The organism is Methylobacterium sp. C1 (assembly GCF_001854385.1).
GTDB lineage: Bacteria > Pseudomonadota > Alphaproteobacteria > Rhizobiales > Beijerinckiaceae > Methylobacterium > Methylobacterium radiotolerans.
In genome coordinates, this window is record NZ_CP017640.1 from 4,118,236 (window position 1) to 4,144,380 (window position 26,145).

Annotated in this window: 27 protein-coding genes; 13 read left to right on the forward strand and 14 right to left on the reverse strand. The window is 71.9% G+C overall.

The features are described from left to right. Positions 1-85: 85 nt before the first annotated feature. The 4 genes from BKE41_RS19060 to BKE41_RS19075 are packed head-to-tail and all read right to left on the reverse strand — an operon-like array spanning position 86 to position 4,467. Positions 86-1,081: a Gfo/Idh/MocA family oxidoreductase gene (locus BKE41_RS19060; RefSeq protein WP_070999979.1), complete on the reverse strand. Its 996-nt coding sequence runs from the start codon at positions 1,079-1,081 to the stop codon at positions 86-88. Then, complete coding sequence (locus BKE41_RS19065) at positions 1,081-2,262, reverse strand: methyltransferase domain-containing protein (RefSeq protein WP_058606201.1); 1,182 nt, start codon at positions 2,260-2,262, stop codon at positions 1,081-1,083. The genes BKE41_RS19060 and BKE41_RS19065 overlap by 1 nt, the downstream gene beginning before the upstream one ends. Before the next feature lie 44 nt (positions 2,263-2,306). Next, positions 2,307-3,236, reverse strand: a complete 930-nt coding sequence (locus BKE41_RS19070; protein WP_070999980.1) for a hypothetical protein — start codon at positions 3,234-3,236, stop codon at positions 2,307-2,309. Positions 3,237-3,276: 40 nt separating this feature from the next. After that, a complete protein-coding gene (locus BKE41_RS19075; RefSeq protein WP_012320535.1) occupies positions 3,277-4,467 on the reverse strand; it encodes an inositol-3-phosphate synthase in 1,191 nt (396 codons plus the stop codon). A 337-nt stretch (positions 4,468-4,804) separates the two neighbouring features. Between BKE41_RS19075 and BKE41_RS19080 the strand changes: the two genes are divergently transcribed. From BKE41_RS19080 to BKE41_RS19110, 7 genes are all read left to right on the forward strand, one after another. Next, a complete protein-coding gene (locus BKE41_RS19080) occupies positions 4,805-6,025 on the forward strand; it encodes a transglycosylase SLT domain-containing protein (protein WP_071000721.1) in 1,221 nt (406 codons plus the stop codon). A 480-nt stretch (positions 6,026-6,505) separates the two neighbouring features. Then, positions 6,506-6,742 (forward strand): hypothetical protein, encoded by a 237-nt coding sequence (locus tag BKE41_RS19085; RefSeq protein ID WP_012320537.1) that lies wholly within the window; start codon positions 6,506-6,508, stop codon positions 6,740-6,742. Positions 6,743-6,859: 117 nt separating this feature from the next. Beyond that, positions 6,860-7,921, forward strand: coding sequence for an MBL fold metallo-hydrolase (locus tag BKE41_RS19090; protein WP_012320538.1), 1,062 nt, complete (start codon positions 6,860-6,862; stop codon positions 7,919-7,921). 185 nt (positions 7,922-8,106) lie between these two features. Next, the gene (locus BKE41_RS19095; protein WP_024829222.1) at positions 8,107-9,726 is read left to right on the forward strand and encodes an ABC transporter substrate-binding protein; all 1,620 of its coding nucleotides are present in this window, start codon (positions 8,107-8,109) and stop codon (positions 9,724-9,726) included. 98 nt (positions 9,727-9,824) lie between these two features. Next, on the forward strand, positions 9,825-10,070 hold the full coding sequence (locus BKE41_RS19100) for a hypothetical protein (protein ID WP_012320540.1): 246 nt from the start codon (positions 9,825-9,827) through the stop codon (positions 10,068-10,070). Between the two features lie 196 nt (positions 10,071-10,266). Next, positions 10,267-10,680, forward strand: a complete 414-nt coding sequence (locus BKE41_RS19105) for a histidine kinase (RefSeq protein WP_012320541.1) — start codon at positions 10,267-10,269, stop codon at positions 10,678-10,680. A gap of 355 nt (positions 10,681-11,035) precedes the next feature. Beyond that, complete coding sequence (locus tag BKE41_RS19110) at positions 11,036-11,323, forward strand: hypothetical protein (RefSeq protein WP_070999981.1); 288 nt, start codon at positions 11,036-11,038, stop codon at positions 11,321-11,323. Between the two features lie 73 nt (positions 11,324-11,396). On the opposite strand, the gene pcaD is transcribed toward BKE41_RS19110, so the two are convergent. Next, positions 11,397-12,194 carry a 3-oxoadipate enol-lactonase gene (gene pcaD, locus BKE41_RS19115; RefSeq protein WP_012320543.1) on the reverse strand — a complete coding sequence of 266 codons (798 nt, stop codon included), beginning with the start codon at positions 12,192-12,194 and terminating at the stop codon, positions 11,397-11,399. A gap of 88 nt (positions 12,195-12,282) precedes the next feature. Next, entirely contained in the window at positions 12,283-12,555 is a 273-nt protein-coding gene (locus BKE41_RS19120) for a DUF2061 domain-containing protein (protein WP_012320544.1), read from the reverse strand. 207 nt (positions 12,556-12,762) lie between these two features. Between BKE41_RS19120 and BKE41_RS19125 the strand changes: the two genes are divergently transcribed. Beyond that, on the forward strand, positions 12,763-13,032 hold the full coding sequence (locus tag BKE41_RS19125; RefSeq protein ID WP_012320545.1) for a hypothetical protein: 270 nt from the start codon (positions 12,763-12,765) through the stop codon (positions 13,030-13,032). 54 nt (positions 13,033-13,086) lie between these two features. On the opposite strand, the gene BKE41_RS19130 is transcribed toward BKE41_RS19125, so the two are convergent. Further along, entirely contained in the window at positions 13,087-13,470 is a 384-nt protein-coding gene (locus BKE41_RS19130) for a hypothetical protein (protein WP_043074220.1), read from the reverse strand. A gap of 138 nt (positions 13,471-13,608) precedes the next feature. Here BKE41_RS19130 and BKE41_RS19135 point away from each other — a divergent pair, with 138 nt between their 5' ends. Then, the gene (locus tag BKE41_RS19135; RefSeq protein WP_012320547.1) at positions 13,609-14,037 is read left to right on the forward strand and encodes a DUF1810 domain-containing protein; all 429 of its coding nucleotides are present in this window, start codon (positions 13,609-13,611) and stop codon (positions 14,035-14,037) included. Between the two features lie 4 nt (positions 14,038-14,041). Here the strand turns inward: BKE41_RS19135 and BKE41_RS19140 are convergent, their stop codons facing one another. Further along, positions 14,042-16,486, reverse strand: a complete 2,445-nt coding sequence (locus BKE41_RS19140; RefSeq protein ID WP_070999982.1) for a PBP1A family penicillin-binding protein — start codon at positions 16,484-16,486, stop codon at positions 14,042-14,044. A 160-nt stretch (positions 16,487-16,646) separates the two neighbouring features. After that, a complete protein-coding gene (locus BKE41_RS19145) occupies positions 16,647-17,309 on the reverse strand; it encodes an HdeD family acid-resistance protein (protein ID WP_024829216.1) in 663 nt (220 codons plus the stop codon). Between the two features lie 194 nt (positions 17,310-17,503). Here BKE41_RS19145 and BKE41_RS19150 point away from each other — a divergent pair, with 194 nt between their 5' ends. Together BKE41_RS19150 and BKE41_RS19155 are read left to right on the forward strand one after the other, a co-directional pair. Then, a complete protein-coding gene (locus BKE41_RS19150) occupies positions 17,504-18,772 on the forward strand; it encodes an HlyD family secretion protein (protein ID WP_043074222.1) in 1,269 nt (422 codons plus the stop codon). Beyond that, positions 18,769-20,433, forward strand: coding sequence for a DHA2 family efflux MFS transporter permease subunit (locus BKE41_RS19155; RefSeq protein ID WP_024829214.1), 1,665 nt, complete (start codon positions 18,769-18,771; stop codon positions 20,431-20,433). Before BKE41_RS19150 ends, BKE41_RS19155 begins: the two co-directional genes overlap by 4 nt. 71 nt (positions 20,434-20,504) lie before the next feature. Here BKE41_RS19155 and rimM read toward each other — a convergent pair whose 3' ends face one another. From rimM to BKE41_RS19180, 5 genes are read right to left on the reverse strand one after another with little or no spacing between them, the layout of a single operon-like run. After that, positions 20,505-21,200: a ribosome maturation factor RimM gene (gene rimM / locus BKE41_RS19160; RefSeq protein WP_070999983.1), complete on the reverse strand. Its 696-nt coding sequence runs from the start codon at positions 21,198-21,200 to the stop codon at positions 20,505-20,507. A gap of 12 nt (positions 21,201-21,212) precedes the next feature. Continuing rightward, the gene (rpsP, locus tag BKE41_RS19165) at positions 21,213-21,575 is read right to left on the reverse strand and encodes a 30S ribosomal protein S16 (RefSeq protein ID WP_012320553.1); all 363 of its coding nucleotides are present in this window, start codon (positions 21,573-21,575) and stop codon (positions 21,213-21,215) included. Between the two features lie 7 nt (positions 21,576-21,582). Continuing rightward, positions 21,583-21,915 (reverse strand): chorismate mutase, encoded by a 333-nt coding sequence (locus tag BKE41_RS19170; RefSeq protein ID WP_012320554.1) that lies wholly within the window; start codon positions 21,913-21,915, stop codon positions 21,583-21,585. Continuing rightward, positions 21,912-23,474: a signal recognition particle protein gene (ffh, locus tag BKE41_RS19175; RefSeq protein ID WP_024829213.1), complete on the reverse strand. Its 1,563-nt coding sequence runs from the start codon at positions 23,472-23,474 to the stop codon at positions 21,912-21,914. Before ffh ends, BKE41_RS19170 begins: the two co-directional genes overlap by 4 nt. Before the next feature lie 18 nt (positions 23,475-23,492). Then, positions 23,493-23,711, reverse strand: a complete 219-nt coding sequence (locus BKE41_RS19180; protein ID WP_012320556.1) for a glutathione S-transferase — start codon at positions 23,709-23,711, stop codon at positions 23,493-23,495. A gap of 311 nt (positions 23,712-24,022) precedes the next feature. Between BKE41_RS19180 and BKE41_RS19185 the strand changes: the two genes are divergently transcribed. Both BKE41_RS19185 and BKE41_RS19190 read left to right on the forward strand, forming a co-directional pair. After that, entirely contained in the window at positions 24,023-24,652 is a 630-nt protein-coding gene (locus BKE41_RS19185; protein WP_070999984.1) for an ATPase, read from the forward strand. A 354-nt stretch (positions 24,653-25,006) separates the two neighbouring features. Continuing rightward, on the forward strand, positions 25,007-26,140 hold the full coding sequence (locus BKE41_RS19190) for an aromatic ring-hydroxylating dioxygenase subunit alpha (protein ID WP_058607400.1): 1,134 nt from the start codon (positions 25,007-25,009) through the stop codon (positions 26,138-26,140). Positions 26,141-26,145: the final 5 nt, after the last annotated feature.

Genomic DNA, 26,145 nt, shown 5'->3' on the forward strand with positions numbered 1-26,145 from the left:
GCTGCTGCGCAGCACCTCAGGATGAGGGCACGGGTTGAATGGATCGGGTCCCGGCTCGGTGTTGTGTCATCCTGTCCTGCGGTCGCTACCCTTGCCCGTAGGCGCGGGCGACGAGCCGCATCGTGTGAAGGTCGCGCGAGGCCGAGTACGCGGCCCGCTCCTCGGGCCGGCGCAGGGCCGAGCCGAAGGCGCGCACCTGCTCGGCGAAGGGCGAGCTGTCGGCGTCGAAGGCGAGCGGCTCCGCGCGGCCGCTGGCGCCGTCGATGAAGGTCAGCGAGCCGCCGGCCGTCTGGCCCATCGTGTTCTCGGCGACGAGCAGGCCCTTCGTGCCGACCACCTCCAGGCGGCGGCGGGGCAGTGCGTCGGGACAATTGTAGGCGACGTGCAGGCTCGCCAAGGCACCGCCCGCCGTCTGCCCGATCAGCAGGGCGCCGTCATCGACCGCGTAATCCTGGGCCTTGGTCTGGGTCAGGGCCGCGATGGTGGTGATCGGCTCGCCGAGCAGGAAGTCCACGAGGTCGAGCCCGTGCGGAGCGAGGTCCATCAGGGCGCCGCCGCCGGCCTGGGCGGCGTCGATCCGCCAGTTCGGCTGGCCGGCCTCCGACCAGTCGCGCCCGAGCCAGCAGGCGTAGACGATCCGCACGGTCGTGATCGTGCCGAGCCGCCCGGCTGCGACCTGCGCGCGGATCGCCCGGTGGGCCGGGTGGTGCCGCTGGTCGAAGGCGGTCCCGTAGAAGATGTTTTGCGACTCGACGGCCCGGACGATGGATTCGGCGTCCCCGAGCGTCGCCGCCATGGGCTTCTCGCACAGCACAGCCTTGCCGGCCGCAGCCAGCGCCTCGACGGCGCCACGGTGAAGATGGTTCGGTGTCGCCACGTAGACCGCCTCGACCGCGGGCTCGGCGATCAGGCCGGCGAGATCGGCGTGCCCGCGGGCGCCGGCCCGCTCGGCGGCCGCGCGGCTGTCCGGATTCGGATCGCTGACCGCCACCAGCCGGTGGCCGGCGGCGCGGATGCCCGGCTCCATGTAGTCGCGGGCGACCCAGCCGTAGCCGACGATGCCCCAGCCGACCGCGTCCATCACCAACGCTCCGGCAGATCGACGAATTCGCGCACGCGCACGCGCTGCGTCTCCGACGCTTCGAGGCCTTCGTCGAAAGTCAGCGTCTCGGGTCCGGGTGAGCGCAGCGGGTAGGTGGCGCGGGGGCCGTATTCCGCCTCGTAGCGCTCAGAGGGCCAGCGGATGACGTAACCCTCGCCTTCGGGCGCGTAGAGCGGGTTGAGCCGCAGCACGGTCCCCGGCTTCGGCAGGGTCAGCCCGTCGACCAGCGCGCGCGGCGCCGGGCGCATGCCGGGACCGCACACCAGCGAGAACGCCTCGCAGCTCCGCAGGGCCGCGGGCTCCTGCGGGCCCGGCGCCCGCGCCGCGACCAGCGCCCGGGTCAACTCCGCATCGTCGTAGACCAGGGCGTCGGGAAACAGCTCGGCGATCTCCTCGGCCGTCACCGCTCGGCCGGCCGAGAAGCCCGGGCAGTCGCGGTTGTGGATGTGGCTCAGCGCCAGCCAGCCGTCATCGCCGGCATTCTGGCGGAGACTCTCGAGCAGAGCCGCCTTGTCGTCGAGGAAGTAGAAGGCGTCGTTGCACACGACCAGATCGACGGGAGCCCCCGGGATCGGCCAGTGGGCTGAGCCGGCGTCGAAGCAGACGAGCTGCGCCTTCTCGGCGACGACCCAGTGGCGGGCCACCCAGAGCTTGGCGAAGACCACGTCGGCCCCGGCGACCTTGCAGCCGCGCCGCTGCAGCTCCCGCAGGTAGTGGCCGATGCCGCAGGCGAATTCGAAGACGCACACGGGCTCGTTCCAGTGCGCCTCCAGCAGCGACAGGCCGGCCAGGAAGGTCGGGTCGCTCCAGCGGTGCAGGAAGTAGTCGCCGACGCGTCCCCAGCCGAGGAGCTCGACCGCGTCGCGCAGGGTCGCGGTGCGGCGCTCCTTGATCAGGCGGATGATCCCGGCGGGATCGGCCGGCGGGCCGTTCCACCAATCGTCCTGATCGACCAGGAGGGCGGCCAGCGCCTCGTCGGGCTCGCCGGCGTCGAGATGGGCGAGCACCCGCTCGACCAGGGCGTCGCGGTTGATCCGCAGGTACGGGATGCCGTCGATCACGGGCCAGCGCGCGCCGGTCTCCGCGTCGCGCAGGGCGTGCGGGCCGTCGGCCTTCAGCGGGTTGCCGGTGTCCGGCGATCTGAGTTCGAACGGGATCATGGTTCTCGGGGCCGCCCGGGCAGATGGGCGACCGGGTCCGGCGATCAAGGGATGCGCATGTCGGCGAGGACACGATCGTGGAAGCCCTTCACCGGGCCGGCATGGACCAGCTCCCACTCGTCGAGCACCATCCCCATCGTGGTCGAGGCGCCGCGCAGGTGCTGGGCGATCTGCAGGACGCGGTCGATGCAGTCGGCCGCGTGGAAGGCGCGGCCCTCCGCGGTGGCGTCGTCGGGCAGGACCGCGCGGGCGCGCTCGACCTGACCGCGCAGGGGCTCGGCGAGTTCGGCGAGCGCCCAGGCGGTCGTGGTCGCCATGATCGGGCCGAGATGGTCGCCGAGCAGCATCTCGCCGGTGAAGCCGGCATCCGGCATCGCGGCGTTGTGGAAGTGGTGGGCCATCGCGGCCAGGAACACGGTGCCGGGATCGGCCCGGTAGAACGGGCTGAGGCAGACGCCGTAGACCGCCACGATCAGGCAATGCTCGGCGTGGTTCTCCGGCGGCTCCAGCAGGATCCGGGCGCGGCCGGGACAGGTGACGCCCGCCCGCGGCTGCTGCGCCAGGGCGCCGACGAAGCCCGGCAGCGGCCCGGGCCGGCCCGCCGGACGCGGCGCGAGCCGCGCGCGCAGGCGGTCGCGGAGATCGGGATCGAGGTCCCCGGTGACGGCGTCGAAGCCCGCCACCAGCACCGCGGAGGCGGCCTCGTCCGAGAGCCCCGCCGCGGTCAGGAAGGCCGCGTCGAGGTCGCAGAGGCGCGTCGCCGCGAGGGTGACGGCCGCGATGTCGAGGGCGACGTCGTCGGGCGCGCCGCCGCCGGTGAGGAGCCCCCACCCCTGCGCGAACAGCCGCTCGGCAATCGACCCCTGGCGGCCCGCCGAGCGGACGCGCTTGAGGTCGTTCATCTCGACCAGGAGGTCGCGCAACGCCTCCGGCGCGGCGGCGCCGGAATGGGGCGACTGAGTCTCGCTTGGCATCGTCTCGTTCCGAAAAGCCGCCCCCTGGTTTCGACGACGCCTAGTGCACGCCCAGCCAGTCGCGGAGCATCTGCTCCTGCTTGCCGAAGGCGTGCTCCGGCCCGTGGCCGTTCTTCACCATCGGCGCCTTGAAGAAGGTGGAGAGCTGCTCCTGCACGCCGCCGTCGCCGCGCTTGCTCGCGAGATCGAGCACGCGGGCGATCTCGATGACGAGCGGCGCGGCCAGGATCGAGTCCTTGCAGAGGAAGTTGACCTTGATCTGCATCCGCTGGCCCATGAAGCCGGTGACGTCGATGTTGTCCCAGGCCTCCTTGTCGTCGCCGCGCGGCCGGTAATAGTGGATGTGCACCAGGTGGTCCTCGACCGGGTAGCCGAGGATCGAGTCGAGCACCGTGCCCTTGGTGTTGAGCTTCGACTGCAGCGAGTTCGGGTCGTTCAGGGCGAGGCCGTCGCGGTTGCCCAGGATGTTGGTCGAGAACCAGCCGTCGACGTGGAGCGCACGCGCCTTGAAGGCGGGGGCCAGCACAGTCTTCATCATGGTCTGCCCGGTCTTGCCGTCCTTGCCGGCCACCGGGACGTTCAGCTCCTTGGCGAGCTCCAGGAGCGCCGGCACGTCGGCGGCCACGCTCGGGGTGAAGTTGGCGTAGGGGATGCCGCTCTTGATCGCCGCGTATGCGTAGAGCATCGCCGGGGAGATCGCCTCGTCGCTCGAATCCAGGCCCTTCTCGAAGGCGGCGGTCGAGTTCAGGGTCGGGTCGTTGAGGTCGGGCCAGCGCTCCGTGGAGGCGAGGTTCACCACGACGACGTCGTCGAGGTTGCTCTCCTTCTGGAAGCGGCGGAGGTCGTTGGCGATCACCGAGACCGCCTCGCGGTGGTCCTTGGCGACGATCCGGTTCTGGCCGTCGATGTTCTTGCAGAACTTGGCGCTTCCGACCGCCGGCCAGGGCGTGATGCCCTTCAGGACCTGGGCGCCGTTCTCGATATCGTCCTTCGAGAGCACGCCGTGCCCGCTCGCCGCGGAGGCGAGGTCGTCGCCGTTCAGGTCCCAGCCGCCGAAGACGAGGTCCTTGTAGTCGGCCATGCCGGCCACAGAGAGACCGGCGAGCGGCAGCCCGTCGAGACGGTTGGAGCCGGATTTGATCATCTCGATGCCGGCGATGGCAGTGGTGGCGACAGCGCCTCCCATGCCTACGAACGCGACACCGACGCGGCGACCGGACTGCATGCTCATCGGTAACTGATGTCCTTGTGCGGACGCGGGTGGCGTCTTGAAGGGTCCGTCCTGGGACGGAAATTCGCCCCCCCGGGGCCGTACCTAACTGGCTCGGCGGTGCCGCGTTCCAAGCCGAATGCGACAACATTGCCCCACCGTCCTCCCGCGCGGGGCCGGCCGGCGGCGTTAACGTGACCCTAACGAGCAGGGTTAACCCTTCCTTGACCGTGCCACGCTTGGATCACGGGGCCGTCCCATTCTGGTCACGGCCGGCGTCGATAGGGCCGCCGCTTCCGGAAAAAACCCGGCCGTCAGAGCCGGGCGGACGCAAGGACCGATCTGAAGAGGACCAATGATGGGGGTTTTCCCGGAGCCGGCGCGTCGCGCCGACGACGTGAGCCGACTCGTGCCGCAGACCCTGACCGGCACGGGCCATTTCGAGGATGAAGCCGTGGCGTGGCTGCCGCGGGCCGGACGCGAGACAGGGCGCCGGTCACTTCGCCGCACCGGCCTCGGCCGGATCTCCGGGACGCTGGCCATGGGGCTCGTCGCCGGGTTCGGCCTGCCGCAGGCCGCCTTCGCGCCCGCCTACTTCGCGCCGGCCGCCCAGGCCCACGACCGGGTCGACACCAGCCCGCGAGCCGCGCAGGCCCTCGCACAACGCGCGTCCGAGCCCGCGGTTCCCGCGGAGGCGCCGGCGGCCAAGGACGCCTGGAACGGCCTGCCGGTGCCGGAGCAGGAGCCCGCCACCACGGCCCTGATCCAGGAAGACCTCGCGGCCCTGCCGCGGGTCACGCAGGAGCAGGACGCGGTCAAGTTCGGCGAGCGCAGCGTGCCGCGCAAGGTGGTCGACACGATCGTCAAGGCCTCCGACGAGGCCGGCGTCGATCCGGTCTACATGATGGCGCTGGCCGACAAGGAATCGAGCTTCGACACGGACGCGAAGGCTGCCACATCCTCGGCGCAGGGGCTGTTCCAGTTCGTCGCCCGCACCTGGCTGGAGATGATCCGCGATTACGGCGCCCGCTACGGGCTCGCCGAGGAGGCCGCCGCCGTGAAGGGCCGGGGCGCCGCGATCACCGTCGCGGGCAGCATGCGCGCCCGGGTGCTCGGCCTGCGCAACGACCCGCGCGTCGCCGCCCTGATGGCGGCCGAGCTGATCAAGCGCGATCGCGAGCGGATCGAGGCCCGGGTCGGGCGCGCGCTCACCACGACCGAGCTGTACCTCGCCCATTTCCTCGGCACGGCGAGCGCCGGCCGCTTCCTGTCGCTCTCCTCCGAGAAGCCCGACGAGGTCGCCGGACGCGAGTTCCGCACGGCGGCCCGGGCCAATCGCAGCCTGTTCACCGAGAAGACGGGCGGCAAGCGCCGCAGCCTGACCGTGTCCGAGCTGCACGACCGGATCGACGGCATGATCGACCGGCGGCTGACCCGCTACCAGGGCGTGGCGGCGGTCGCCGAGGCCCTCGACAAGGCGCCGGTCCAGAGCGACGTCGCCGCCGCCGAGGAGACGGCTCCCGTGGCCGGCAACCGCCGCGTCGAGGTGACGGAGGCGCTGCCGCCGGACGGGGTGTGAGGACCCCGTCGGGGCGCCCGCTCGCCTGAGCCAATTGCCTGAGCAAGTTGGATCGCCGCTTCGGCGCGCCGGGTCTGTCGGATGGACAGTCCTCCCTGCCGACATCGTCCCCGATCGAGGCGCCGTCCCCGATCGAGGCGCCCAGATGTCACCTCGGGCGGATCTCGGGCAGGCCCGAGACCCGTCGGGAGAGGGGGGCGTGAAAATGAGGAATGGCGCGGCTCTCCCGCACGGAATCGTCGTCGTTCCGAACCGTCGCGACGCGATCGGGAACGGCTCTCGCGCCGACCGCGGTTCCGGCTTCCGGCCCCGCCCGCGGCGCCCCGGAGCATCCGGCGGTTCAGGGGCGGCGCATCGGGGCCGGAGACGGGCTCTCGCCCGAGCGTCGAGCAGCGTCAGACCTCGGCTTTTAAGGCACTGTTAACCATAGCAAGACCAATCCTGTCGGCAGACTACTTCTCTAAGAGACGCTTGGCGCCGATGCCCCGCTACTTCATCGATCTGCACGACGGCTCGCAGCCGATCCACGATGAGGTCGGGTTCGACCTGCCGGATCTGCCGGCGGCCCGCGCCAAGGTCACCCGGATCATGTCGGCGATCGCCCGCGACATGCTGCCGGACGTCGAGCGCCAGGATTACGTGGCCTGCGTCCGCGACGGCGTCGGCAAGGTGGTCTACCGGGCGCGCCTGTCCCTCGCCGCCGAGATGGTGGAGTGAGGCGGGCGTCCTCCGCGCCCGCGATGCGCCCCTGAGACCGCGCCGAATCCGCCCTAAGGCTCCCCGCCGCGCCGCGGCAGCGCTTGACCGCCCCCCGGTTCCGGCCATCTCGGATCCATGAAACGGCGCAGCCTGCTCACGGTCGCGAGTGCGGCCACGGTCATGACGCTCGGCGGCGTCGGCTACGCCGCGCACCGGCGCGGACGGAATCCCTATTACCGCGGCCCGACCTCCGACCATTTCGACGGGCTGCGGTTCTTCCTGCCGGGACAGTCGACCGACAAGGCGCTGCCGGACGTGCTGCGCTGGCAGGCTAAGCGGCAGCGCGAGCCCTGGCCGAAGAGCTTCCCCAGCCCCTATCCCGCCGACCGGCCACCGGAGCGGGTCGAAGGCCTGCGGGTCGTGCTGATCGGCCACGCGAGCTACCTCGTGCAGGTCGCCGGCCGGAACATCCTGATCGATCCGGTCTTCGCCAAGCGCGCGAGCCCGGTCCGCTTCGCCGGGCCGAAGCGCGTCAACCCGCCGGGGATCGCCCTCGCCGACCTGCCGCCCATCGACGCGGTCCTCATCACCCACAATCACTACGACCATCTCGACGGGCCGAGCCTCGCCCGGATCTGGCAGGCGCACCAGCCGCTGATCGTGGCGCCCCTGGGCAACGACACGATCTTGCGCGGCTACGACGACACGATGCATGTCGAGACCCGCGACTGGGGGGAGTCGGTCGATCTCGGCGACGGGCTGCAGGTCCACCTGACCCCCGCGAACCACTGGTCGGCCCGGGGCGTCAACGACCGACGGATGGCACTGTGGTGCGCCTTCGTGCTGACCTCGCCCCGCGGCGTGCACTACCATGTCGGCGATACCGGCTTCGGCGACGGCGCGCTGTTCTCCGACGTCCGGGCCCGGTTCGGGCCGCCGCGCCTCGCGACGCTGCCGATCGGCGCCTACGAGCCGCGCTGGTTCATGCAGGCCCAGCACGTCGATCCGGCCGAGGCCGTGAAGGCTTTCACCCTGCTCGGCGCCGAGCAGGCCCTCGGCCACCATTGGGGCACGTTCCAGCTCACCGACGAAGGCATCGAGCGGCCCGTCGAGGCGCTCGCGGCGGCCCTCGGCGGCGCCGGTATCCCGGCCGAGCGCTTCGTCGCCCTCCGGCCGGGCCAGGTCTGGGAGGCCTGACCCGCGCTGTCTCCGGGCTGTCTTCGGGCTGTCTCCGGGAAGCGGCGGCAGGCGCAGGCGGGCATTGGGCACGATGCGTGCATCATTCTGTATGCAGCATGGGGAGGAGGCTGGGGCAGCGCCGTCGCGCGCCTGACGGCCGGTGCCGCTCCGTGCGGCGCCCGCGCCTTCAGCCGAGAGACACGATGGACCCGATCAAGCCGACACGCCGATCCCTGATGGCCGGGGGCGTCGCCCTCGCGGCGCTGGGAGCGGCGGGCCGGGCCGGCGCGCAGGGCGCGGCCCCCGGCACCCTGACCTACGGCATCTCCATGACCGACCTGCCGCTGACCACCGGGCAGCCGGACCGGGGCGCGGGCGGCTACCAGTTCACCGGCCTGACCCTCTACGACCCCCTGGTCGCCTGGGAGCTCGACGTCGCCGACCGGCCCGGCAAGATGGTGCCGGGCCTCGCCACCGCGTGGGAGGCCGACCCGGCCGACCCCAAGGTCTGGACCTTCCACCTGCGCGAGGGCGTGGCCTTCCACGACGGCTCGGCCTTCGATGCCGACGCGGTGATCTGGAACTTCGACAAGGTGCTGAACAAGGAGGCGCCGCATTTCGACCAGCGGCAGGCCGCCCAGGTCCGCCCGCGCCTGCCCGGGGTCGCGAGCTACCGGAAGCTCGACGCCAAGACCGTCCAGGTCGTCACCAAGACGCCCGACAGCCTGTTCCCCTACCAGATGCTCTGGTTCCTGATCTCGTCGCCGGCGCAGTACGAGAAGGTCGGGAAGGACTGGGCGAAGTTCGCCTTCGAGCCCTCGGGGACCGGGCCGTTCCGGATGGGGCAGCTGGTGCCGCGGGTGCGCCTCGAGCTGCTGCCGAACGTCGGCTACTGGAACCCGAAGCGGGTCCCGAAGCTCGCGAAGCTGACCCTCACCTGCGTGCCCGAGGACCTCGCCCGGGTGAACGCGCTCCTGTCCGGCAGCGTCGACCTGATCGAGGCGCCCGCGCCCGACGCGGTGCCGCGCCTGAAGGCCGCCGGCATGCGGGTCGTGGGCAACGAGACGCCCCATGTCTGGAACTACCACCTGTCGATGCTGGAGGGATCGCCCTGGCGCGACCTGCGCCTGCGCAAGGCCGCCAACCTCGCCATCGACCGCGCGGGCGTCGTCGAGCTGATGGGCGGCCTCGCCCAGCCCGCGGTCGGGCAGGTCCAGGAGTCGAGCCCGTGGTTCGGCAAGCCGGGCTTCAGGATCCGGACCGACGTCGAGGCGGCGCGCAAGCTCGTCGAGGAGGCCGGCTACTCGGTGAAGAACCCCGTGAAGGCCACGGTCCTGATCCCGACCGGCGGCACCGGGCAGATGCTGTCGCTGCCGATCAACGAGTTCGTCCAGCAGAGCTGGGCGGAGATCGGGATCCAGGTGGAGTTCAAGACCGTCGAGCTGGAGGTCGCCTACACGGCGTGGCGCCAGGGCGCCGCGGATCCGAGCCTCAAGGGCGTGAGCGCCGGCAACATCGCCTACGTCACGTCCGACCCGTTCTACGCGATCCTGCGCTTCTACGATTCGCGTCAGATCGCGCCGAACGGCGTGAACTGGAGCCACTACCGCAACCCCGAGGTCGACGCCCTCTGCGACAAGGTGAAGGCGAGCCTCGACGTGGCCGAGCAGAACCGGCTGCTCGCGCGCATCCACGAGATCGTCGTCGACGACGCCGTGCAGGTCTGGGTGGTTCACGACACCAATCCGCACGCGCTGTCGTCGCGGGTGAAGAATTACGTCCAGGCGCAGCACTGGTTTCAGGACCTCGCGACGCTCGCCTGATCCATCCGGAACTGTGAGGCGCGCGGGAAGAACGGGAGAATATCGGGAACGATCGGCGCGAAGACGGGTTGGACCCCGAACGCACGAAGGAGAGTCCCATGAAGACCCTGCTTGCCGGCGCCGTCCTGGCCGCCTCCCTCGCGAGCGTCGTCCCCGCCGCGGCGCAGCGAATCGAGATCGGCCCCGACGGGCCGAGCGTCGACCTGCGCTCCCGCGCCCAGCGGGAGCGCGACTTCCGCCGCGAAGAGTATCGGCGCGACCGCGCCTACGACGAGGACCGCCTCTACCGGCGGCAGCGCTTCGACGACGACCGCCCGGTGATGCGGCGCGGCTACGGATACTGACTCGCCGCGCGGATCGCCGTCCGGTGATTGCGCGTCCTCTTCGGGGGCCGGCTCGCGCCGGCCCCTTTTTCTATGCCGACTCGCCGGCGACCGAGCCGAGACGGCGCGCTCAACCCACAGGGTCGAATTTCGCACTTGCAGCACGGCGAGTCGGAGACTAGGAAGATCGAGCATCAAATTTCGGGAGCATCTGGCAATGACCCTCCGTTTCATCAGTGGCTTCGCGGCGGTGACCCTCGCGGTGTGCGGCCTCTCTGCTCCGGCCGCTCTCGCCAAGCCGGTGAGCGGAGCGAGCGCCGTCAAGATGATCGACACCGACAACGACGGCACCGTCGACATGAAGGAAGTGGAGGCGGTGGCCTCGGCGACCTTCGACCGTCTCGAGAAGGACTCGGACGGCACGCTCGACGCCAAGGAGCTGAAGGGCCGCCTGAGCAAGGCCGGCGTGCAGCAGGCCGATCCGGACAACGACGGCACCCTCGACAAGAAGGAGTACCTCGCGGCCGTCGGCGAGCGCTTCAAGATGGCCGATCCGGACAACGACGGCACGCTCGACGCCAAGGAGCTGAACTCCAAGGCCGGCAAGGCCCTCCTCGCCCTCATCAAGTAATACCGGCCGGACGCTCCTGATGGTGCGTCGATGAGTGAGGCCCCCGCGGAGCTGCCGCGGGGGCCTCACCGCGTTTTAACCATCCGTTCACCTTGCCGGACCGTGCCATCCGCCGGATCTGCACGCAAAAGTTGTGGTTTGTCGCCGACCTTTTCTGGCATGCCCCCGCATCGGCCCTCATACGGCATCGGGCATCGGCGTCTCCGCGCTCCGTCGCGCGGGCCGGCGGACCGTTCGGCACCCGGTTTACCCATCCGGAGAGATGCGACGCTCGACCGCTCGCCGGGCACGCCGGGGGGAGTTGACGGCTCGCAACCTGTAGGTGCACCCTCGAACTGGTTGAGGGACCAACACGATGCGCGACGGCTCACCAGAGGACGAAGCGAACGCGAGACGCCGCGCGGAACTGTGCGCGCTGGCCGACGGGCGTGACACCGGCACCGGGCGGGACGCCGACGTCGCGGATGCGGACCCGACGGACCGGCTCGGCGAGCTCGGCGACGCGCTGCTCGCCGCCTATCAACTGGCCGAGCAGGACGGCGATCCGCTGACCGTGGCGCTGCTCGAACAGGCGCTGCTGCGGACCGGGCGGCGCCTGGCGCGCGGCATGTCGCCCGCCGATGTCGGCATCGCCTGCCACTGAAGCGGCGCAGGATCCCGCTCGCGGCGCGCGACCCCTCCCCTGAGGCGATCGCCGGGACGCCGCGGCGGCCCGGCTACGCGCCCGGCGCGGCGCGGTCGAGGAAGGCGCGCAGGTAGGCGCCGACCGCGTCCGCGCGCTCGACGGCCAGCAGGTGCGCCGCGCGGGGCAGCACGACGAGCTCGGCCTGGGCGATGCCGCCGCAGATCTCCTCGGCCATGGCCGGAGGTGTCGAGGGATCGTCGCGGCCGGCGATGACCAGGGTCGGCGCGGTGATGGCTCCGAGCGCCGGACGGAGATCCATGCGTCCGATCGCCCCGCAGCAGACCGCGTAACCGGCCGGATCGCAGGCCAGGAATCGCTCGCGGACAGCCCGGACCGCCTCGGGGTCGCGCGCCGCGAAGCCCGGCGTGAACCAGCGCCCCAGCGTCGCCTCGACCACGGCCGACGTTCCCTGGGCGCGCACGGTCGCGGCCCGCTCATCCCAGCTCTGCTGGCTCGGCAGGAAGGCCGCCGTCGCCATCAGGGTGGCACTGAGCGCCCGTCCGGGATCGGCGCTCGCCAGCGCCTGCACGGTCATCCCGCCGAGCGACAGGCCGACCAGATGGGCCCGGCCGATGCCGAGGGCGTCCAGCAGGCCCGCGAGGTCCCCGGCCAGATCCGCGATCGCCGTGGGCCGGTCGCGCGTGTCCGATCCGCCGTGGCCGCGGGTGTCGTAGCGCAGCGTCCGGTAGCGTCCCGCGAGCGCCGGCAGGAGCGCGTCCCACATTTCAAGGGTCGCCCCCAGCGAGTTCGAGAAGGCGACGACCGGAGCGTCCTCGGGACCCTCAAGGTGGTAGCGGAGGCCGAGTCCTCCGACGGTGATCTGCGGCATGCGGCTCTCTCCGGTCCGGGCTCTCGAGGGTGTCGCGCCGGCGGGCGGCGGGGCGGGGATCGCGGGCATCGCCATCCCCCGACGGCATTCAGGCGCGACCAAGGGGAATCAGGCCCCAGCCACGCTCGTGGAGGTAGTACAGCACGGTCTTGGTCACGGTCTCGGTCGAGGCGATCGAGCCGGCGACCAGCACGCTTCCGGTGAACAGATAGGACAGCAGCAGCGTGTCGAGGCTCCCGACGACGCGCCAGCTCATGGCCTTGGCGATCGAGCGGAGGCGGCTCTCCCCGGCCGGGGACGCGCCCGTCCGGGCGGGCTCCGGCGCGCGGCCATCTTGGGTCGGGACGTTGTCGGCGGGCATACGGGCTCCCTGCTGTCCATCCGAGACACGCGCGGCGGCGCTGTCCGTTGCGGGCCGCGCCACCGGATGCCGTCCCGTCGGACCGCCCGGCGCGCGGATGACGATGCCGCGAGCCCGGCGATCCGGAGGATCGTCTTCAACATGAGCTAATGCGCCGGCGGCCGAAACGCTCGACAAGAGCGGCGGCGAGGCCAGAGGAGATCAGCGATGCACGAGCCTGCGATGGGCGACGCCGCGACCCGCCCGGCGGAGTTCTGGGACACGGTCGGCGGTCTGGTGACCGCGAAGGTCGAGCCGGTGATCGGCCGCGCCGACAAGCAGCGCAGCCCGGTGATCGACTACCTGCGCGACCTGGAGGCCCTGGCGCGGCGCCAGTGCAGCAGCCGCGAGACGGTCCAGATCATCGCCTCGGGGCGGCGGCTTCTCGGGGACCGCAGCGAGATCGGGCCAGCGGACGGGCCGTTCACCCGCGCCTGAGCCGGGCACCCGGCGCCGCGCGCGATCGCGCGGCGGGTGCGGCCGGGCTGCCCATCAGGGCCGCCCGCGCCCCGGCGGCCGAGGGGGCACCGCCCGCGCCGCCCGCGACCGGACCAGGTAGATCGCCGCGGCCACCGCCCAGGCGGCGCAGGTCGGCGCCACCCATTGCTGCAGGTTCGGCAGCGACCAGCCGTACAGGAACTCGGCGCCGAGATGCGCCTGCACGGCGTCCCAGCCCGCATGCTTGATGTCGTGCTCCCGCTGCCCGGCCTCGCGGCCGTAATAGTAGGTCGAGACCACGAGCGCCGCGACGCCTTCCGGGCGGGGGCTGCGCAGCAGGATCAGCGCGGCCGCCATTCCGGCGGTCTCGGGGATCGCCGTCAGCGCGTGGCTCATCGCCGGGTTCGCGACCATGTAGGCGACGAGCGTTCCGAGCATGGGCGGCGCTTACACCAATCCCGACGCGGCGTCTGCGGCGACCCGGATCCGCGCCCGCGTTCGCGCGTGCCTTCGCGTGTGCATCCGCGGCCGGCGCCGCGCGGTTGACCCAGCGAGGCAGGGGCATCGGAGCCGCGCATGACCGACACCTACGAACTCGGCCGCTTCGTCGCCGCGCAGGAGGGCGTGTACCCGCGCGCCCTGGCGGAATTGCAGGCCGGGGACAAGCGCAGCCACTGGATGTGGTTCGTCTTCCCGCAGATCGCCGGGCTCGGCGCGAGCCCGATGGCGCAGCGCTACGCCATCGGGTCGCTCGCGGAGGCCGAGGCCTACGCGGCGCACCCGGTGCTCGGCGCGCGCCTGCGCGCCTGCACGGCGGCCGTCAACGCCGTCGCCGGGCGCTCGGCACACGCGATCTTCGGCTCGCCCGACGATCTGAAGTTCCGCTCCAGCATGACGCTGTTCGCCCGCGCCGTGCCGGGGGAGCCGGTCTTCGCCGACGCGCTCGCGCGCTACTTCGACGGCGTCCCCGACCCGCGGACTCTGGCGAAGCTCGGGGCGGGCTAGGGCGTCACCGGCCCCACAGGCCGACCCGCTCGGCCCGGGCCTGCTCCTCCGCGCCCAGGAGGTCCGGTGGGGCGTCCTCCGAGGCGCGGGCGCCGCCCGCCGCCAGGATCAGCCCGGCGAGGTCGTCGCCCTCGATGCGGCAGCGGGCCGTGGCCCCGTCGGACAGGCCGCTGCAGACGACCTCGCGACGGCGCAGGTAGCTGGCGAGCTGGCGGGCGAGGTGGCCGCGCTCGCCGACCACGCCGAGGAGGCGCACGACTCGCCCGCGCAGGTTGAGGGTGCCGGTGTCGATCACCTCCGGCACGCCGCGGACCTCGCCAACCGCGGCCGGCTCGGGTGCGGGTGCCGTCGCCCGGGCCGGCTCGGCCCGCTCCGCCGAGGGGCGGGCCCTGCCCTTCGCGAGCTTCTCGGTGGCCCGCTGGACGAAGTCGTGGAAGATCCCGGCCGGCATCTCGCCGCCGAACATGCGGTTCATCGGACTGTCGTCGTCGTTGCCGACCCAGATCCCGACCACGAGGTCGGGGGTCATGCCGACGAACCACGCGTCGCGGAAATCCTGGCTCGTGCCGGTCTTGCCGCCGATGATCTGGCCCGGCACCCGCGCTGCGCGGCCGGTGCCGGATTCCACCACCGCCTGCAGCGAGTCGAGCATCATCGTGCGCGGTTCCTGCGCCAGCATCGGCCCCGGGGCCGCGTCGGTGCGGACGTAGAGCGGCTGCGGCGCGGCCCCGCGGATCGCCTGGATGCCGTAGGTCTGGAGCGGGGTGCGCCCGGACAGGACCGAGCCGTAGGCGCGGGTCATCTCCAGGAGGCTCACGGCGCCCGAGCCGAGGACGAGGCTCGGCACGTTGGGCAGGTCGGACTGGATCCCGAGCTTGCGGGCGGTGGCGATCACCGCCGGGATGCCGACATCCTGCCCGAGCTGGGCCGCCACGGTGTTGATCGAGAGCGCGAAGGCGGTCCGCAGGGGCACGGCCCCCCGGTAGCGGCCGTCGTCGTTCTCGGGCTGCCAGTCGCCGATCTGGATCGGGCGGTCGACCATCACGGATTCCGGCGTGTAGCCCTTCTCGTAGGCCGTCAGGTAGGCGAGGAGCTTGAACAGGGAGCCGGGCTGGCGCTTGGCCTGGACGGCGCGGTTGAACTGGCTGTCCTCGTAGTCGCGGCCGCCGACCATGGCGAGGATCGCGCCCTCCTTCGAGAGCACCACCATGGCGGCCTGGCCGACCTTGCGGCGGGCGCCGTCCTTGTCGAGGCGGCGGGCCACGACGCCCTCGGCGAGGCTCTGCAGGTCGAGGTTGAGGGTCGAGCGCACCGTCATGTCGCCGTCCGTGCCGGCGAGGCGCTTCACGTCGCCCGCGATCATGTCGAGGAAGTAGTTGGTGCCGGGCGGCGCCTCGGGGGGCGACTTGAGGGTCACGCTCTGCTTGCGCGCGGCATCGGCCTCTCCTTGCGTGATCGCGCCGGTCTCGACCATGGCCTGGAGCACCACGTCGGCGCGCTCCTTGGCGCCGCCGAGGTTGCGGGTCGGGGCGAGCTGCGAGGGCGCCCGCACCAGCCCGGCCAGCATCGCCGATTCCGGCAGGTTCAGCGCCTTGGCGGGCTTGCCGAAGTAGCGCCGCGCCGCCGCGTCCGCCCCGTAGGCGCCGGCGCCGAAATAGGCGGAGTCGAGGTAGCCGAGCAGGATCGCGTCCTTGCTCATCGTCGATTCGACCCGCAGCGCCAGGAAGGCCTCCTGCACCTTCCGCCAGAGCGTCTTCTCCTGGTTGAGGGAGGTCAGGCGAACGTATTGCTGGGTGATGGTCGAGCCGCCCTCGCGCACGCCGCCGCCGCGGAGATTGCGCCACGTCGCCCGGGCGAGGCCGCGCAGGTCGATGCCCCAGTGACTGTAGAAGCGGCGGTCCTCGATCGCCACGATCGCCTGGGCGAGGTGCGGCGGCAGGTCGGCCGCGGTGAGCTTCTGGCCCCGGAAGCTGCCGCGTGTGGCGAAGACCCGGCCGTCGTCGGCCTCGACGGTGATCGCCCGCTGGCCGGTCTCGACCACGGCGCCGCCCAGCGGCGGCAGGCTCACGAAGGCGGCGAACAGGTAGATCGCCAGCGCCAGCGCCGGCAGCAGGACCACCAGGGCGGCGGCGATCACGGCCGGGTGCCGGCGGCCGAGGATCGGGCGACGTCGCCGAGTCCGGACGCGCGCGCCCGTCTCGGCGGCGGGCGGGAGATCGGCCCGCGCTCGCGCCGCGCGCTCCGCCGCGCGGGCCGACAGGGCCCGGCCGGTCCGCGCGAGGCCGAGTCCGGCCGCGGCGAGGAGGGTCCGGAGATGGCGCGCGAGGTCGCGCGCGGCGCGCCCAGCCTCCCGGGCGGCGAACCGCGGGTCCGGAGCGTCGGCGGCGGGATCCGGCTTCGGCGGTTTCGGCCCGTCGGCCGGGGCGCGTTCCGGCGCGTCGGGCGTCATCGTGGTGCGTGTTCCGGGACCGGTCGATCCGGCCGACCGAGCCTTCTAAGCCGCATCCGTCCCGGTGTCCCGCCGGTGCGGGGTCGCGGGACGGGCGCAGCGTCGATCGCGCCGCGACCGTGTGGATCGGGCCACGGGGTCCGGTCCGGCCGGGGCCGGCTCACCGGCCGAGCGGCGCTCCCGGACCGACGGCCCCGTGCTGGGCGCGCAGCTTGAAGGCCAGGATCAGCAGGAGGATGCCGAAGGCGAAGGTGTAGGAGCCGATCCACCACGTCAGCACCAGGGCCGACATGCCCGGGTTGATGAGCAGCGCGAGGCCGAACAGGATCGACACGACCCCGCCCAGGACGAGCCACCAGCGCCCGTAATGGAGGTGCAGGCGGAAGGCCGCGGCGATCATCAGGCCGCCGGTGACCAGCGCCCAGGCGGCGAGCAGCAGGACGAACGCCCAGACGGCCGCGGCCGGCACCAGCACCGCCGCGACGCCCACGACGATGTCGACGAGGCCCTCGAGCAGCAGGAAGCCCCAGCGCTCGTGGCGCTGCGCGGCCCGGACCGCGCCGACGACGGCGAAGATTCCGTCGACGAGCATGTAGGCGGCGAAGAACAGGACGAGTGAGAGCACGAAGGCGCCCGGGGCGATGAACGCGACCGCCCCGAACAGGATCGCGATGACGCCGCGCAGGGCGACGAGCCACCAGTTCCGCGCCAGCGCCGCGCTCATGGCGTCGAGGCGCGCCACGCCGACGAGCGGGATGCCGGAGGGCGTGGTCGCGGGGCCGGATCCGGGGCTGTTCGGCGTCGGGGATGGGCTGCTGGTCATGGCGAACTCCTGGGCCTTCAGGCCGAGAACCGCGAAGGTTCCGGGCGCAGAACGCCGCAGTGCGGCATGCGTTCCTAGACGGGCCGATCTGCGCGTGGAACCTTGAGCCTGCGGCCGGCTTTTGCTGCCTGAGGCGGGCGATGCGACAAGCCCGGTCACCCCCGGGTGGCCGGCCCATCGGGCGACGACTTCCCATGTTTGACGATCAGCGGCACCTCTCCGAGGACGAGGCGCGCCCGCGGCCGGCCGACGGCCCGGCCGTCGCGCGCGAACGCGACGTGCTCGATCTCGGCCGCACCGAGCCGGCCGCCGATCGCGGGGCCGACCGCGAGGCCGCGCGCAAGCCCGGCACGGAGGGGGCCGACGACGCGCCCGAGGCGCAGGACGGGCAGGCGGGAGACGACGCCGAGGATGACGACGACGGCGCGCGGCGCCCCAGCGTCCTGCGGCGCCACCCCGTCGCGTTCCTGCTCGGCGGCCTCGCGGTCGTCGCGCTCTGCGTCGGGGTGTTCTTCTACTGGCTGCTCTACATGCATCCCTACGAGAGCACCGACGACGCCTTCGTCGACGCGCGCAGCATCTCGATCCAGCCGAAGGTCGGCGGCTACCTGGTGGACGTGCCGGTCACCGACAACCAGCACGTCGAGGCCGGCCAGATCCTGTTCCAGGTCTTCCAGCGCGACTACGACATCGCCCTCGACCAGGCGAAGGCGCAGGTCGCCGCCGACGAGGCCGGCATCAAGAACATCGACGCGCAGATCCAGGCGCAGTACGCCAACATCGACGTGTCCAAGGCGCAGGTCGCCACCGCCGAGGCGGCGCTGAAATTCGCCCAGGAGGACGCGGCCCGCTACAAGGACCTCGCCGAGCGCGGCTCCGGCTCGGTCCAGCAGTCGCAGTCGGCGACCTCGACGCTGCAGCAGCGGCAGGCGGCCGTGCAGAGCGCCAATGCCAGCGTGGTCGCCGCGCAGAAGCAGGTCGGCTCGCTCCAGGCCCAGAAGGCCTCGACCCAGGCGCAGCTCGGCCGCGACCGGGCGCAGGTCGAGCAGGCCGAGCTGAACCTCGGCTACACGACGGTGCGCGCCGTGCAGGGCGGCCGCATCGTGCGGCTCACCGGCGGCGTCGGCCAGCTCGCGCAGGCCGGCCAGACCCTGGCGATGTTCGTGCCCGACGACATCTGGGTGACGGCGAACTTCAAGGAGACGCAGATCACCGACATGCGGCCGGGCCAGCCGGTCGACATCGAGATCGACGCCTATCCCGGCCGCAAGATCCAGGGCACCGTGGCCTCGGTGCAGCCCGGCTCGGGCACCGCCTTCAGCCTGCTGCCGGCGCAGAACGCCACCGGCAACTACGTGAAGGTGACCCAGCGCATCCCGGTCAAGATCGTGGTCAAGAACTGGCCGACGGACGTGTCGATCGGCCCGGGCATGTCGATCGTCCCGACCGTCACGGTGCGGTGAGCGCCGTGGCTGGCCAGGCGAGCGCGGCCGCGCCCGGACGCAAGCCGGGTGCGGGGCAGGCGAGAGGAAGCAAGGCCGCGTCCGGCAAGGCCCCGGGCGGCCACAATCCGTGGCTGATCGCGGGCGTGGTGGCGCTGGCGACCTTCATGGAGGTGCTCGACACCACCATCGCCAACGTGGCCCTGCGCTACATCTCGGGCGGGCTCGCGGTCGGTCCCGACGAGGCGGCCTGGGTGGTGACGAGCTACCTCGTCGCCAACGCGATCACCCTGACCGCGTCGAGCTTCCTGGCCAAGCGCTACGGCCGCAAGGCCTTCTTCATGTGGTCGGTGGCGCTGTTCACCGTCTCGTCGATCCTGTGCGGCTTCGCCTGGAGCCTGGAATCCCTGCTGCTGTTCCGGGTGATGCAGGGGCTCGGCGGCGGCGGCATGGCGCCGCTCGCGCAGTCGATCCTGGCCGATTCCTTCCCGCCGGCGAAGCGCGGCCAGGCCTTCGCGCTCTACGGGGTCGCCATCGTGGTGGCGCCGGTGATCGGCCCGACGCTCGGCGGCTGGCTCTCCGACAACGCTTCCTGGCACTGGTGCTTCCTGATCAACGGGCCGGTGGGCGTGATCGCCCTCGGGCTGATGTACTGGCTGATCGAGGACAGCGACGCGGCCAAGAAGGAGCGCCGCGCCCTGGTCCGCAAGGGCATCCGCTTCGACATCGTCGGCTTCGTGCTGGTCGCCCTGTTCCTCGGCTCGCTGGAGGTGATCCTCGACGAGGGCCAGCGGAAGGACTGGTTCGGCACCTCGACGCTGATGAACGTCTCCGGCGTGCTGATGGTCGTCTCGTTCATCGCCATGATCCCGTGGCTGCTGACCCGCGAGAACCCGGTCGTCGACCTCCGCCTGATCGGCAACCGCCAGTTCGGGTCGTGCTTCCTGGTGATGATGTTCACCGGGGCGATCCTGATCGCCACCACGCAGTTCATCCCGCAGATCACGCAGGAATATTACGGCTACACCGCCACCCTGTCGGGCCTCGTCCTCGGCCCGGGCGGCATCGTCACGGTGGTGATGATGTTCCTCACCGGCCGGATCTCGTCCTACGTCCAGCCGAAATGGCTGATCGCCACCGGCATGACGATCGTGGCGCTCGGCATGTACGACCTGACCCGGATCGACGGCAGCACGACCTTCGCGTTCTTCGCGTGGTCGCGGGTCTATATCGGCATCGGCCTGCCGATGGTGTTCCTGTCGATCACCTCGGCCTCGTACGAGGGGATCCGCAAGGACCAGACCGATCAGGCCTCGGCGCTGATCAACGTCGCCCGCAACGTCGGCGGCTCGATGGGTGTCTCGCTCGCCCAGAACATCCTGGCCTACCGGAGCCAGTTCCATCAGAGCCGCCTGGTGGAGAGCGTCAACCCGGCCTCGCCGGCCTACCAGGAGACCATGCGGCAGGCGACGCAGTACTTCTCCGAGCACGGCTACGCCGGTGTCGAGGCCCAGAACCAGGCGACGGCGTGGATCGGGAGCGTGCTCAGCACCCAGGTGGCCTACTGGGCCTATATCGACGTGTTCTGGGTGCTCGGCCTCGTCGCCGCCTGCGCGGTCCCGCTGGCCCTGAGCCTGAAGAGCGTCAAGCTCGGCGGTGGGGCGCCGGCCGGGGGGCACTGAGGGCGGCGGCCGCGGCCGGGACGGCGCCCGGATTCCGGACGCGCCCCGGCCCGCGGACCGGCCCCCGAGCCCTAGCCCGGATCGTCGGCGGGCTTCTCGCCCGGTGCCGCGAACAGATCCTCCGGCGCGGCCACGGTGACGCGGCGCTGCGCCACGTCGAGGACCGGCACGAAGGCCTTGGTGAAGGGCAGGAGCGCGGTGGCGCCGCCGTTCGGCGGTCGCAGCTCCAGGAGATCGCCGCCGCCGTAATTCGGCACGGCCACGATCGTCCCGACGAGGGTTCCGGCCTCGTCCACCGCCGCGGCGCCGATCAGGTCGGCGGCGTAGACCTCGTCGTCGTCCTCGGGCGCGGCCAGACGGTCGCGGGGAACGAACAGGGCCACGCGGTTGAGCGCCTCCGCGGCGCTGCGGCCCGAGACACCCTTGACCCGGGCGATCAGCATGTCGGGCGACGAGCCGGGGGCGGGACGCACGTCGGCGAACGCCAGCGTCCGGCCGTCGGACGTCTGGAGCGCTCCGTAGCCGGCGATCGCCTGCGGATCGCCGGTGTAGGACTTGAGCCGGACCTCGCCGGTGAGGCCGTGCGCCCGCCCGAACTCGCCCAGCAGGACGAGGTTGGGATCGGGCGGCACGGGCGGCGGCGCCGGCCTGGGGGCCGGTGCCTTGGGCGAGGTCGCCGCGTCGGGCGCGATCTTGCCGATCGCCGTGCTCGTGCGGCCTCGGCGGCCGCCGTCGCGGGAGGTGGGACCTGCGGGGCGGCGCGCCATGACCGGTGCGCCTTACGCGGCGGCGTCCTCGGCGGGGGCGGCGGCCTTCTCGGCGCGCTTGGCGGCGCGCTCCTTGGCCTTCTCGCCCGGCTCCGCCTTCTGCGGGTTGTTGCGGGCCGGACGCTTGGCGAGGCCGGCCTGGTCGAGGAAGCGCAGGACGCGGTCGGTCGGCTGCGCGCCCTTGGCGAGCCAGCTCTGGATCTTCTCGTTGTCGAGCACGATGCGGGCCGGATCGTCCTTGGCCTTCATCGGGTCGTAGGCGCCGACCTTGTCGATGAAGCGGCCGTCGCGCGGGGCGCGGGCGTCGGCGACGACGATGCGGTAGTAGGGGCGCTTCTTGGCGCCGCCGCGGGTGAGACGGATCTTGAGGGCCATGGTCTGACTACTTTCGCTGTTGCTCGATCTGGGACTCGTGGTCCGCCTTGATCGACTGGTGGTGCCGAATGACTTCCTTGACCACGAAGGCCAGAAACTTCTCGGCGAAGTCGGGGTCGAGCTTGGCCTCGACCGCGAGCTTGCGGAGCCGGGCGACCTGACGGGCCTCCCGGTCCGGATCGGAAGGGGGGATCCCCTTTCGGGCCTTGAGCTCGCCGACCCGCTGCGTGCAGCGGAAACGCTCGGCGAGGAGGTGGATCAGCGCCGCATCGAAATTGTCGATGCTGTCCCGCAGGCGCGCGAGTTCGGGATCGACGGCCTGGGCCGCGAGCACGCTCATTTCTTCTTCCCCGGCATGAACCCACCGAGACCCGGCAGCTTCGGGCCGCCGAGGCCCGGAAGTCCGGGAAGCTTGGGCATCCCGCCCCCGCCCAGGCCCGGCGGCATCGGCGGCAGCTTGCCGCCGAACTGCTTCTCGAGCTGCGCGATCTGCTCCGGCGTCGGCTCCGGCATGCCGGGCGGGAGGCCGGGCATTCCACCGCCCATCCCGCCGCCGCCCAGGCCGAACATCGAGCCGAGCGCCTGCCCGATCCCGCGCTTGCCCTGGCCCATCGCCTTCATCATGTCGGCCATGGTCCGGTGCATCTTCAGGAGCTTGTTGATCTCCGAGACGTCGACCCCCGAGCCGGCCGCGATGCGCTTCTTGCGGCTGTTCTTGAGGAGGTCGGGGTTCTTCCGCTCCTGCGGGGTCATCGACGAGATGATCGCCCGCTGGCGCTTGAACATCTTCTCGTCGAGGTTGGCGCCCTCGACCTGCTTCTTGATCTGGCCCATCCCGGGCAGCATGCCCATCAGGCCGCCGATGCCGCCCATCTTCTCCATCTGGGCGAGCTGCATGGACAGGTCTTCGAGATCGAACTTGCCCTTGCGCATCTTCTCCGCGGTGCGGAGCGCCTGCTCGTGGTCGATGGTCTCGGCGGCCTTCTCGACGAGCGAGACGATGTCGCCCATGCCGAGGATGCGGTTGGCGACGCGGGCCGGGTGGAACTCCTCCAGCGCGTCGACCTTCTCGCCGACGCCGACGAGCTTGATCGGCTTGCCGGTGACGGCGCGCATCGACAGAGCCGCGCCGCCGCGGGAATCGCCGTCCATCCGGGTCAGGACGATGCCGGTGACGCCGAGGCGCTGGTCGAAGGCGCGGGCGGTGTTGACCGCGTCCTGGCCGGTGAGCGCGTCGGCGACGAGCAGCACCTCGTGGGGCTTCGTCGCGGCCTTCACCTCGGCGGCCTCGGCCATCAGGCCCTCGTCCACCGTGGTGCGGCCGGCGGTGTCGAGCATCACCACGTCGAACCCGCCGAGACGGGCGGCGTCCATGGCGCGCTTGGCGATCTGCACCGCAGACTGGCCGGCGACGATCGGCAGGCTCTCCACGCCGACCTGCTTGGCCAGCACCGCGAGCTGCTCCATGGCGGCCGGGCGGCGCGTGTCGAGGGAGGCGAGCAGCACCTTGCGCTTCTCGCGGTCGGAGAGGCGCCGGGCGATCTTGGCGGTGGTCGTGGTCTTGCCCGAGCCCTGCAGGCCGACCATCAGGATCGGCACCGGGGCGGGGGCGTTGAGATCGACGGTCTCGGCGTCGGTGCCGAGCATCGCCACGAGCTCGTCGTTGACGATCTTCACGACCATCTGGCCGGGCGTCACCGACTTGAGCACGACGGCGCCGACGGCCTTCTCCTTCACCCGGTCGGTGAAGCCGCGGACCACCTCGAGGGCGACGTCGGCCTCCAGCAGGGCGCGGCGCACCTCGCGCATGGCGGCGGTGACGTCGGCCTCGGTCAGGGCACCGCGACGGGTGAGTCCCGAGAGGATGCCGGAGAGGCGGTCGGACAGGCCTTCGAACATGATCCTGACGCCCCGCCGTTACTGCTCGAGCCCGGCGCGCTCGACGCGGCGCGCCTGGAGGGCGGCCTCGAAGCTGCGCAGGGCGCTCGCGAATTTGTCCCGGCACTCCGGGTTGCAGAAGCCCACCACGGCGCCGTTGTAGAGCGTCAGCGAGTCGGCCGAGATCGGCTTGCCCGACCACGGGCAGGTCTCGTTGATCGCGTCCTCGATCTTCAACGCTTCTTGATCTCGCGTCATGCGGGTGCCTCGGCCGGCGGATCCCGTCCTCGCATATCGGCCAACGCCCATCGCGCCCGAGGGCGCGGACGCGCTGTCGGGCGTTGACCTCCGGCCTCACGGGACCGGTCGGCTTGGCATCGGTCGATCTGCAACGGATCGGGAGGCCGGGGCGTAGCGGCAGCCGGCCGGAAAGTCAATTTTCGCGCCCGGTCCGGGCCACCGCGGTTCGCTCCGGCGCCGGGACGGGCGGGACGAACCGCGTTAACTTTTACCGATCGTTAAGCATGTTGGGATTGTCTTCAGCCCATATTCGCTCAGGACGCCCGCCGATGTCGGAACCCGCCCGCTCTCACTCGCCGACCGAGCCCGGCAGCTTTCCCTCGACCGGTCCGCTCCGCGACTGGCTGACGGCGATGAAGGCCCAGGCGCCGGTCGAGACCCGCGGCGAGGCGCGGCCGGCGGAGGCCCCGCCCGAGGCGAAGCGGGCCCGCGGCGGCGAGACGGCGTGGTCGCCCCGCGTCGTCGCGACCCACGAGGCCCCGCGGGTCGCGGCCGAGGATCCCGACATCGCCGAGCTGATGGCCGAGAACCTGATGCTGAAGGCCAAGCTGCGCGTCGAGGCCGAGCGCCAGGACGAGCTGCAGGCCATCCTGGCCGACGAGATCCGGACCCTGCGCGAGCATATCCGCGACGAGATCGGCTCCCTGGAGGATCTCCGGGCCGAGCAGGAGGACGTCCGCATCGAGCGCGAGGAGTTCCGCGGCGAGCGGGAGCGCTTCCGGGCCGAGCGCGAGGAGCTGCGCGCCGAGCGCGACCGGGCGATCGCGGAGCGGGACGCCCTGCGGGCCGAGCGTCTGACCCTGGCGGGCGAGCGCGACGCCCTGCGCGAGGAGCGCGACCTTTGGCGCGCCCGGACCGAGGCGCTGGCCCAACCGCTGTTCCAGTCCCAGCGGCGCTGAGCGCGCACCCGGACCCTGAAACGCCGAAGGGCCACCCGAGAGGGTGGCCCTTCCATTGCCGAACCGTGTCGTCCGGCGGAACTGTCCCGAGATCGGGTCTCTAGCGCGTCTTAGAGCGACGCGCCGGAGGCGACGGTCCAGGTCCGATGAGCCGAGACACACGGCTGATGACAATGAGACACTGGATCACCTCCTTTCGTTGGTTGCGGGTGAAGCGAAGGTAGGTGGCCGCACCCGGCTTGTGAAGCCCCGCGCCTGCGCCCGTTTGTCCTCCCCAGATCGGTGCCGAACCGGCGCCGCGCCGGACCGGGCTCTCCCAGGGGCCGGCGCTTCCCCGCCCCGGCGGCCGGGCGTATGACGGGCGTCCCGAGGTCTGCCCGAACCGCCTTGAACGCGCCCTTCGCCAACCCGCCGCGCCCCGCCGACGAGGCCGCGCTCGATCCCGACGCGATGCGCCAGCCGCTCGGCAACGCGTGGTACTGCGTCGGGCAGTCCCGGAGCCTCGGCAGGGCGGGCGGCCGATCGGCCCTGCGGGCCGTGGCGCTGAACGGCGAGCAGATCGTGCTGGGCCGCGCCCCCGACGGCACGCCCTTCGCGCTGCGCGACCGCTGCCCCCACCGTGGCATGGCCCTGTCGAAGGGCCGCTTCGACGGCGACACCCTGATGTGCCCGTTCCACGGCTGGCGCTTCGGCACCGACGGGCGCTGCCGCGACGTCCCGACCCTGTCGGAGCACGACGCGGCCGACTTCTCGCGCATCCAGGTGCAGCGCTTCCCCGTGCGGGAGAGCGCCGGCTTCCTGTGGGTCAACCCGCATCTCGGCCCCGCCGCGGGCGCGGTGCCGGAGGTGCCGGCGCTGGACTTCGAGCCCGCCGGCTCCCTCGTGGTCGAGTTGGAGGTCGAGGCCTCCTTCGACCTGACGACGCTGAGCCTCGTCGATCCCGGGCACGTCGCCTTCGTCCACGATTCGTGGTGGTTCCGGCCCTCGAAGCAGCTCCGCGAGAAGGTGAAGACCTTCCAGCCGGTGCCCCACGGCTTCGTGATGACGAGCCACGCGACCACGACGAGTTCGCCGGTCTACCGCCTGCTCGGCGGCATCCCCGAGGTCGAGATCGAGTTCCGCCTGCCCGGCGTGCGGCTGGAGCGCATCCGCGCGGGGGAGAAGCGGGTGGCGAACTACACCTTCGCGACGCCGCTGACGCCGGACCGGACCCTGCTCACCAACGCGCTCTACTGGAGCATGCCGGCGCTGAACCTGCTCAAGCCGGTCGCGCGCCCGCTGATGCGGCAGTTCCTGACCCAGGACCAGCAGGTGCTCCAGCACGCGCAGGACGGGCTCGACCGCAAGCCCACCATGGTGCTGTTCGGCCAGGGCGACCTGCCCTCGCAATGGTATTTCCGGCTGAAGCGCGAGGCCCTGGAATCGGCCCGCGACGGTCGCCCGTTCGTCAACCCGCTGGAGCGCCGCGAGTTGCGCTGGCGCTCCTGAGACGC

Bases quoted from the DNA above. Each gene is read 5' to 3' on its own strand.
- BKE41_RS19060 (WP_070999979.1), bottom strand. From the start codon at position 1,081: ATGGACGCGGTCGGCTGGGGCATCGTCGGCTACGGCTGGGTCGCCCGC.
- BKE41_RS19065 (WP_058606201.1), bottom strand. From the start codon at position 2,262: ATGATCCCGTTCGAACTCAGATCGCCGGACACCGGCAACCCGCTGAAG.
- BKE41_RS19070 (WP_070999980.1), bottom strand. From the start codon at position 3,236: ATGCCAAGCGAGACTCAGTCGCCCCATTCCGGCGCCGCCGCGCCGGAG.
- BKE41_RS19075 (WP_012320535.1), bottom strand. From the start codon at position 4,467: ATGAGCATGCAGTCCGGTCGCCGCGTCGGTGTCGCGTTCGTAGGCATG.
- BKE41_RS19080 (WP_071000721.1), top strand. From the start codon at position 4,805: ATGGGGGTTTTCCCGGAGCCGGCGCGTCGCGCCGACGACGTGAGCCGA.
- BKE41_RS19085 (WP_012320537.1), top strand. From the start codon at position 6,506: ATGCCCCGCTACTTCATCGATCTGCACGACGGCTCGCAGCCGATCCAC.
- BKE41_RS19090 (WP_012320538.1), top strand. From the start codon at position 6,860: ATGAAACGGCGCAGCCTGCTCACGGTCGCGAGTGCGGCCACGGTCATG.
- BKE41_RS19095 (WP_024829222.1), top strand. From the start codon at position 8,107: ATGGACCCGATCAAGCCGACACGCCGATCCCTGATGGCCGGGGGCGTC.
- BKE41_RS19100 (WP_012320540.1), top strand. From the start codon at position 9,825: ATGAAGACCCTGCTTGCCGGCGCCGTCCTGGCCGCCTCCCTCGCGAGC.
- BKE41_RS19105 (WP_012320541.1), top strand. From the start codon at position 10,267: ATGACCCTCCGTTTCATCAGTGGCTTCGCGGCGGTGACCCTCGCGGTG.
- BKE41_RS19110 (WP_070999981.1), top strand. From the start codon at position 11,036: ATGCGCGACGGCTCACCAGAGGACGAAGCGAACGCGAGACGCCGCGCG.
- pcaD (WP_012320543.1), bottom strand. From the start codon at position 12,194: ATGCCGCAGATCACCGTCGGAGGACTCGGCCTCCGCTACCACCTTGAG.
- BKE41_RS19120 (WP_012320544.1), bottom strand. From the start codon at position 12,555: ATGCCCGCCGACAACGTCCCGACCCAAGATGGCCGCGCGCCGGAGCCC.
- BKE41_RS19125 (WP_012320545.1), top strand. From the start codon at position 12,763: ATGCACGAGCCTGCGATGGGCGACGCCGCGACCCGCCCGGCGGAGTTC.
- BKE41_RS19130 (WP_043074220.1), bottom strand. From the start codon at position 13,470: ATGCTCGGAACGCTCGTCGCCTACATGGTCGCGAACCCGGCGATGAGC.
- BKE41_RS19135 (WP_012320547.1), top strand. From the start codon at position 13,609: ATGACCGACACCTACGAACTCGGCCGCTTCGTCGCCGCGCAGGAGGGC.
- BKE41_RS19140 (WP_070999982.1), bottom strand. From the start codon at position 16,486: ATGACGCCCGACGCGCCGGAACGCGCCCCGGCCGACGGGCCGAAACCG.
- BKE41_RS19145 (WP_024829216.1), bottom strand. From the start codon at position 17,309: ATGACCAGCAGCCCATCCCCGACGCCGAACAGCCCCGGATCCGGCCCC.
- BKE41_RS19150 (WP_043074222.1), top strand. From the start codon at position 17,504: ATGTTTGACGATCAGCGGCACCTCTCCGAGGACGAGGCGCGCCCGCGG.
- rimM (WP_070999983.1), bottom strand. From the start codon at position 21,200: ATGGCGCGCCGCCCCGCAGGTCCCACCTCCCGCGACGGCGGCCGCCGA.
- rpsP (WP_012320553.1), bottom strand. From the start codon at position 21,575: ATGGCCCTCAAGATCCGTCTCACCCGCGGCGGCGCCAAGAAGCGCCCC.
- BKE41_RS19170 (WP_012320554.1), bottom strand. From the start codon at position 21,915: ATGAGCGTGCTCGCGGCCCAGGCCGTCGATCCCGAACTCGCGCGCCTG.
- ffh (WP_024829213.1), bottom strand. From the start codon at position 23,474: ATGTTCGAAGGCCTGTCCGACCGCCTCTCCGGCATCCTCTCGGGACTC.
- BKE41_RS19180 (WP_012320556.1), bottom strand. From the start codon at position 23,711: ATGACGCGAGATCAAGAAGCGTTGAAGATCGAGGACGCGATCAACGAG.
- BKE41_RS19185 (WP_070999984.1), top strand. From the start codon at position 24,023: ATGTCGGAACCCGCCCGCTCTCACTCGCCGACCGAGCCCGGCAGCTTT.
- BKE41_RS19190 (WP_058607400.1), top strand. From the start codon at position 25,007: ATGACGGGCGTCCCGAGGTCTGCCCGAACCGCCTTGAACGCGCCCTTC.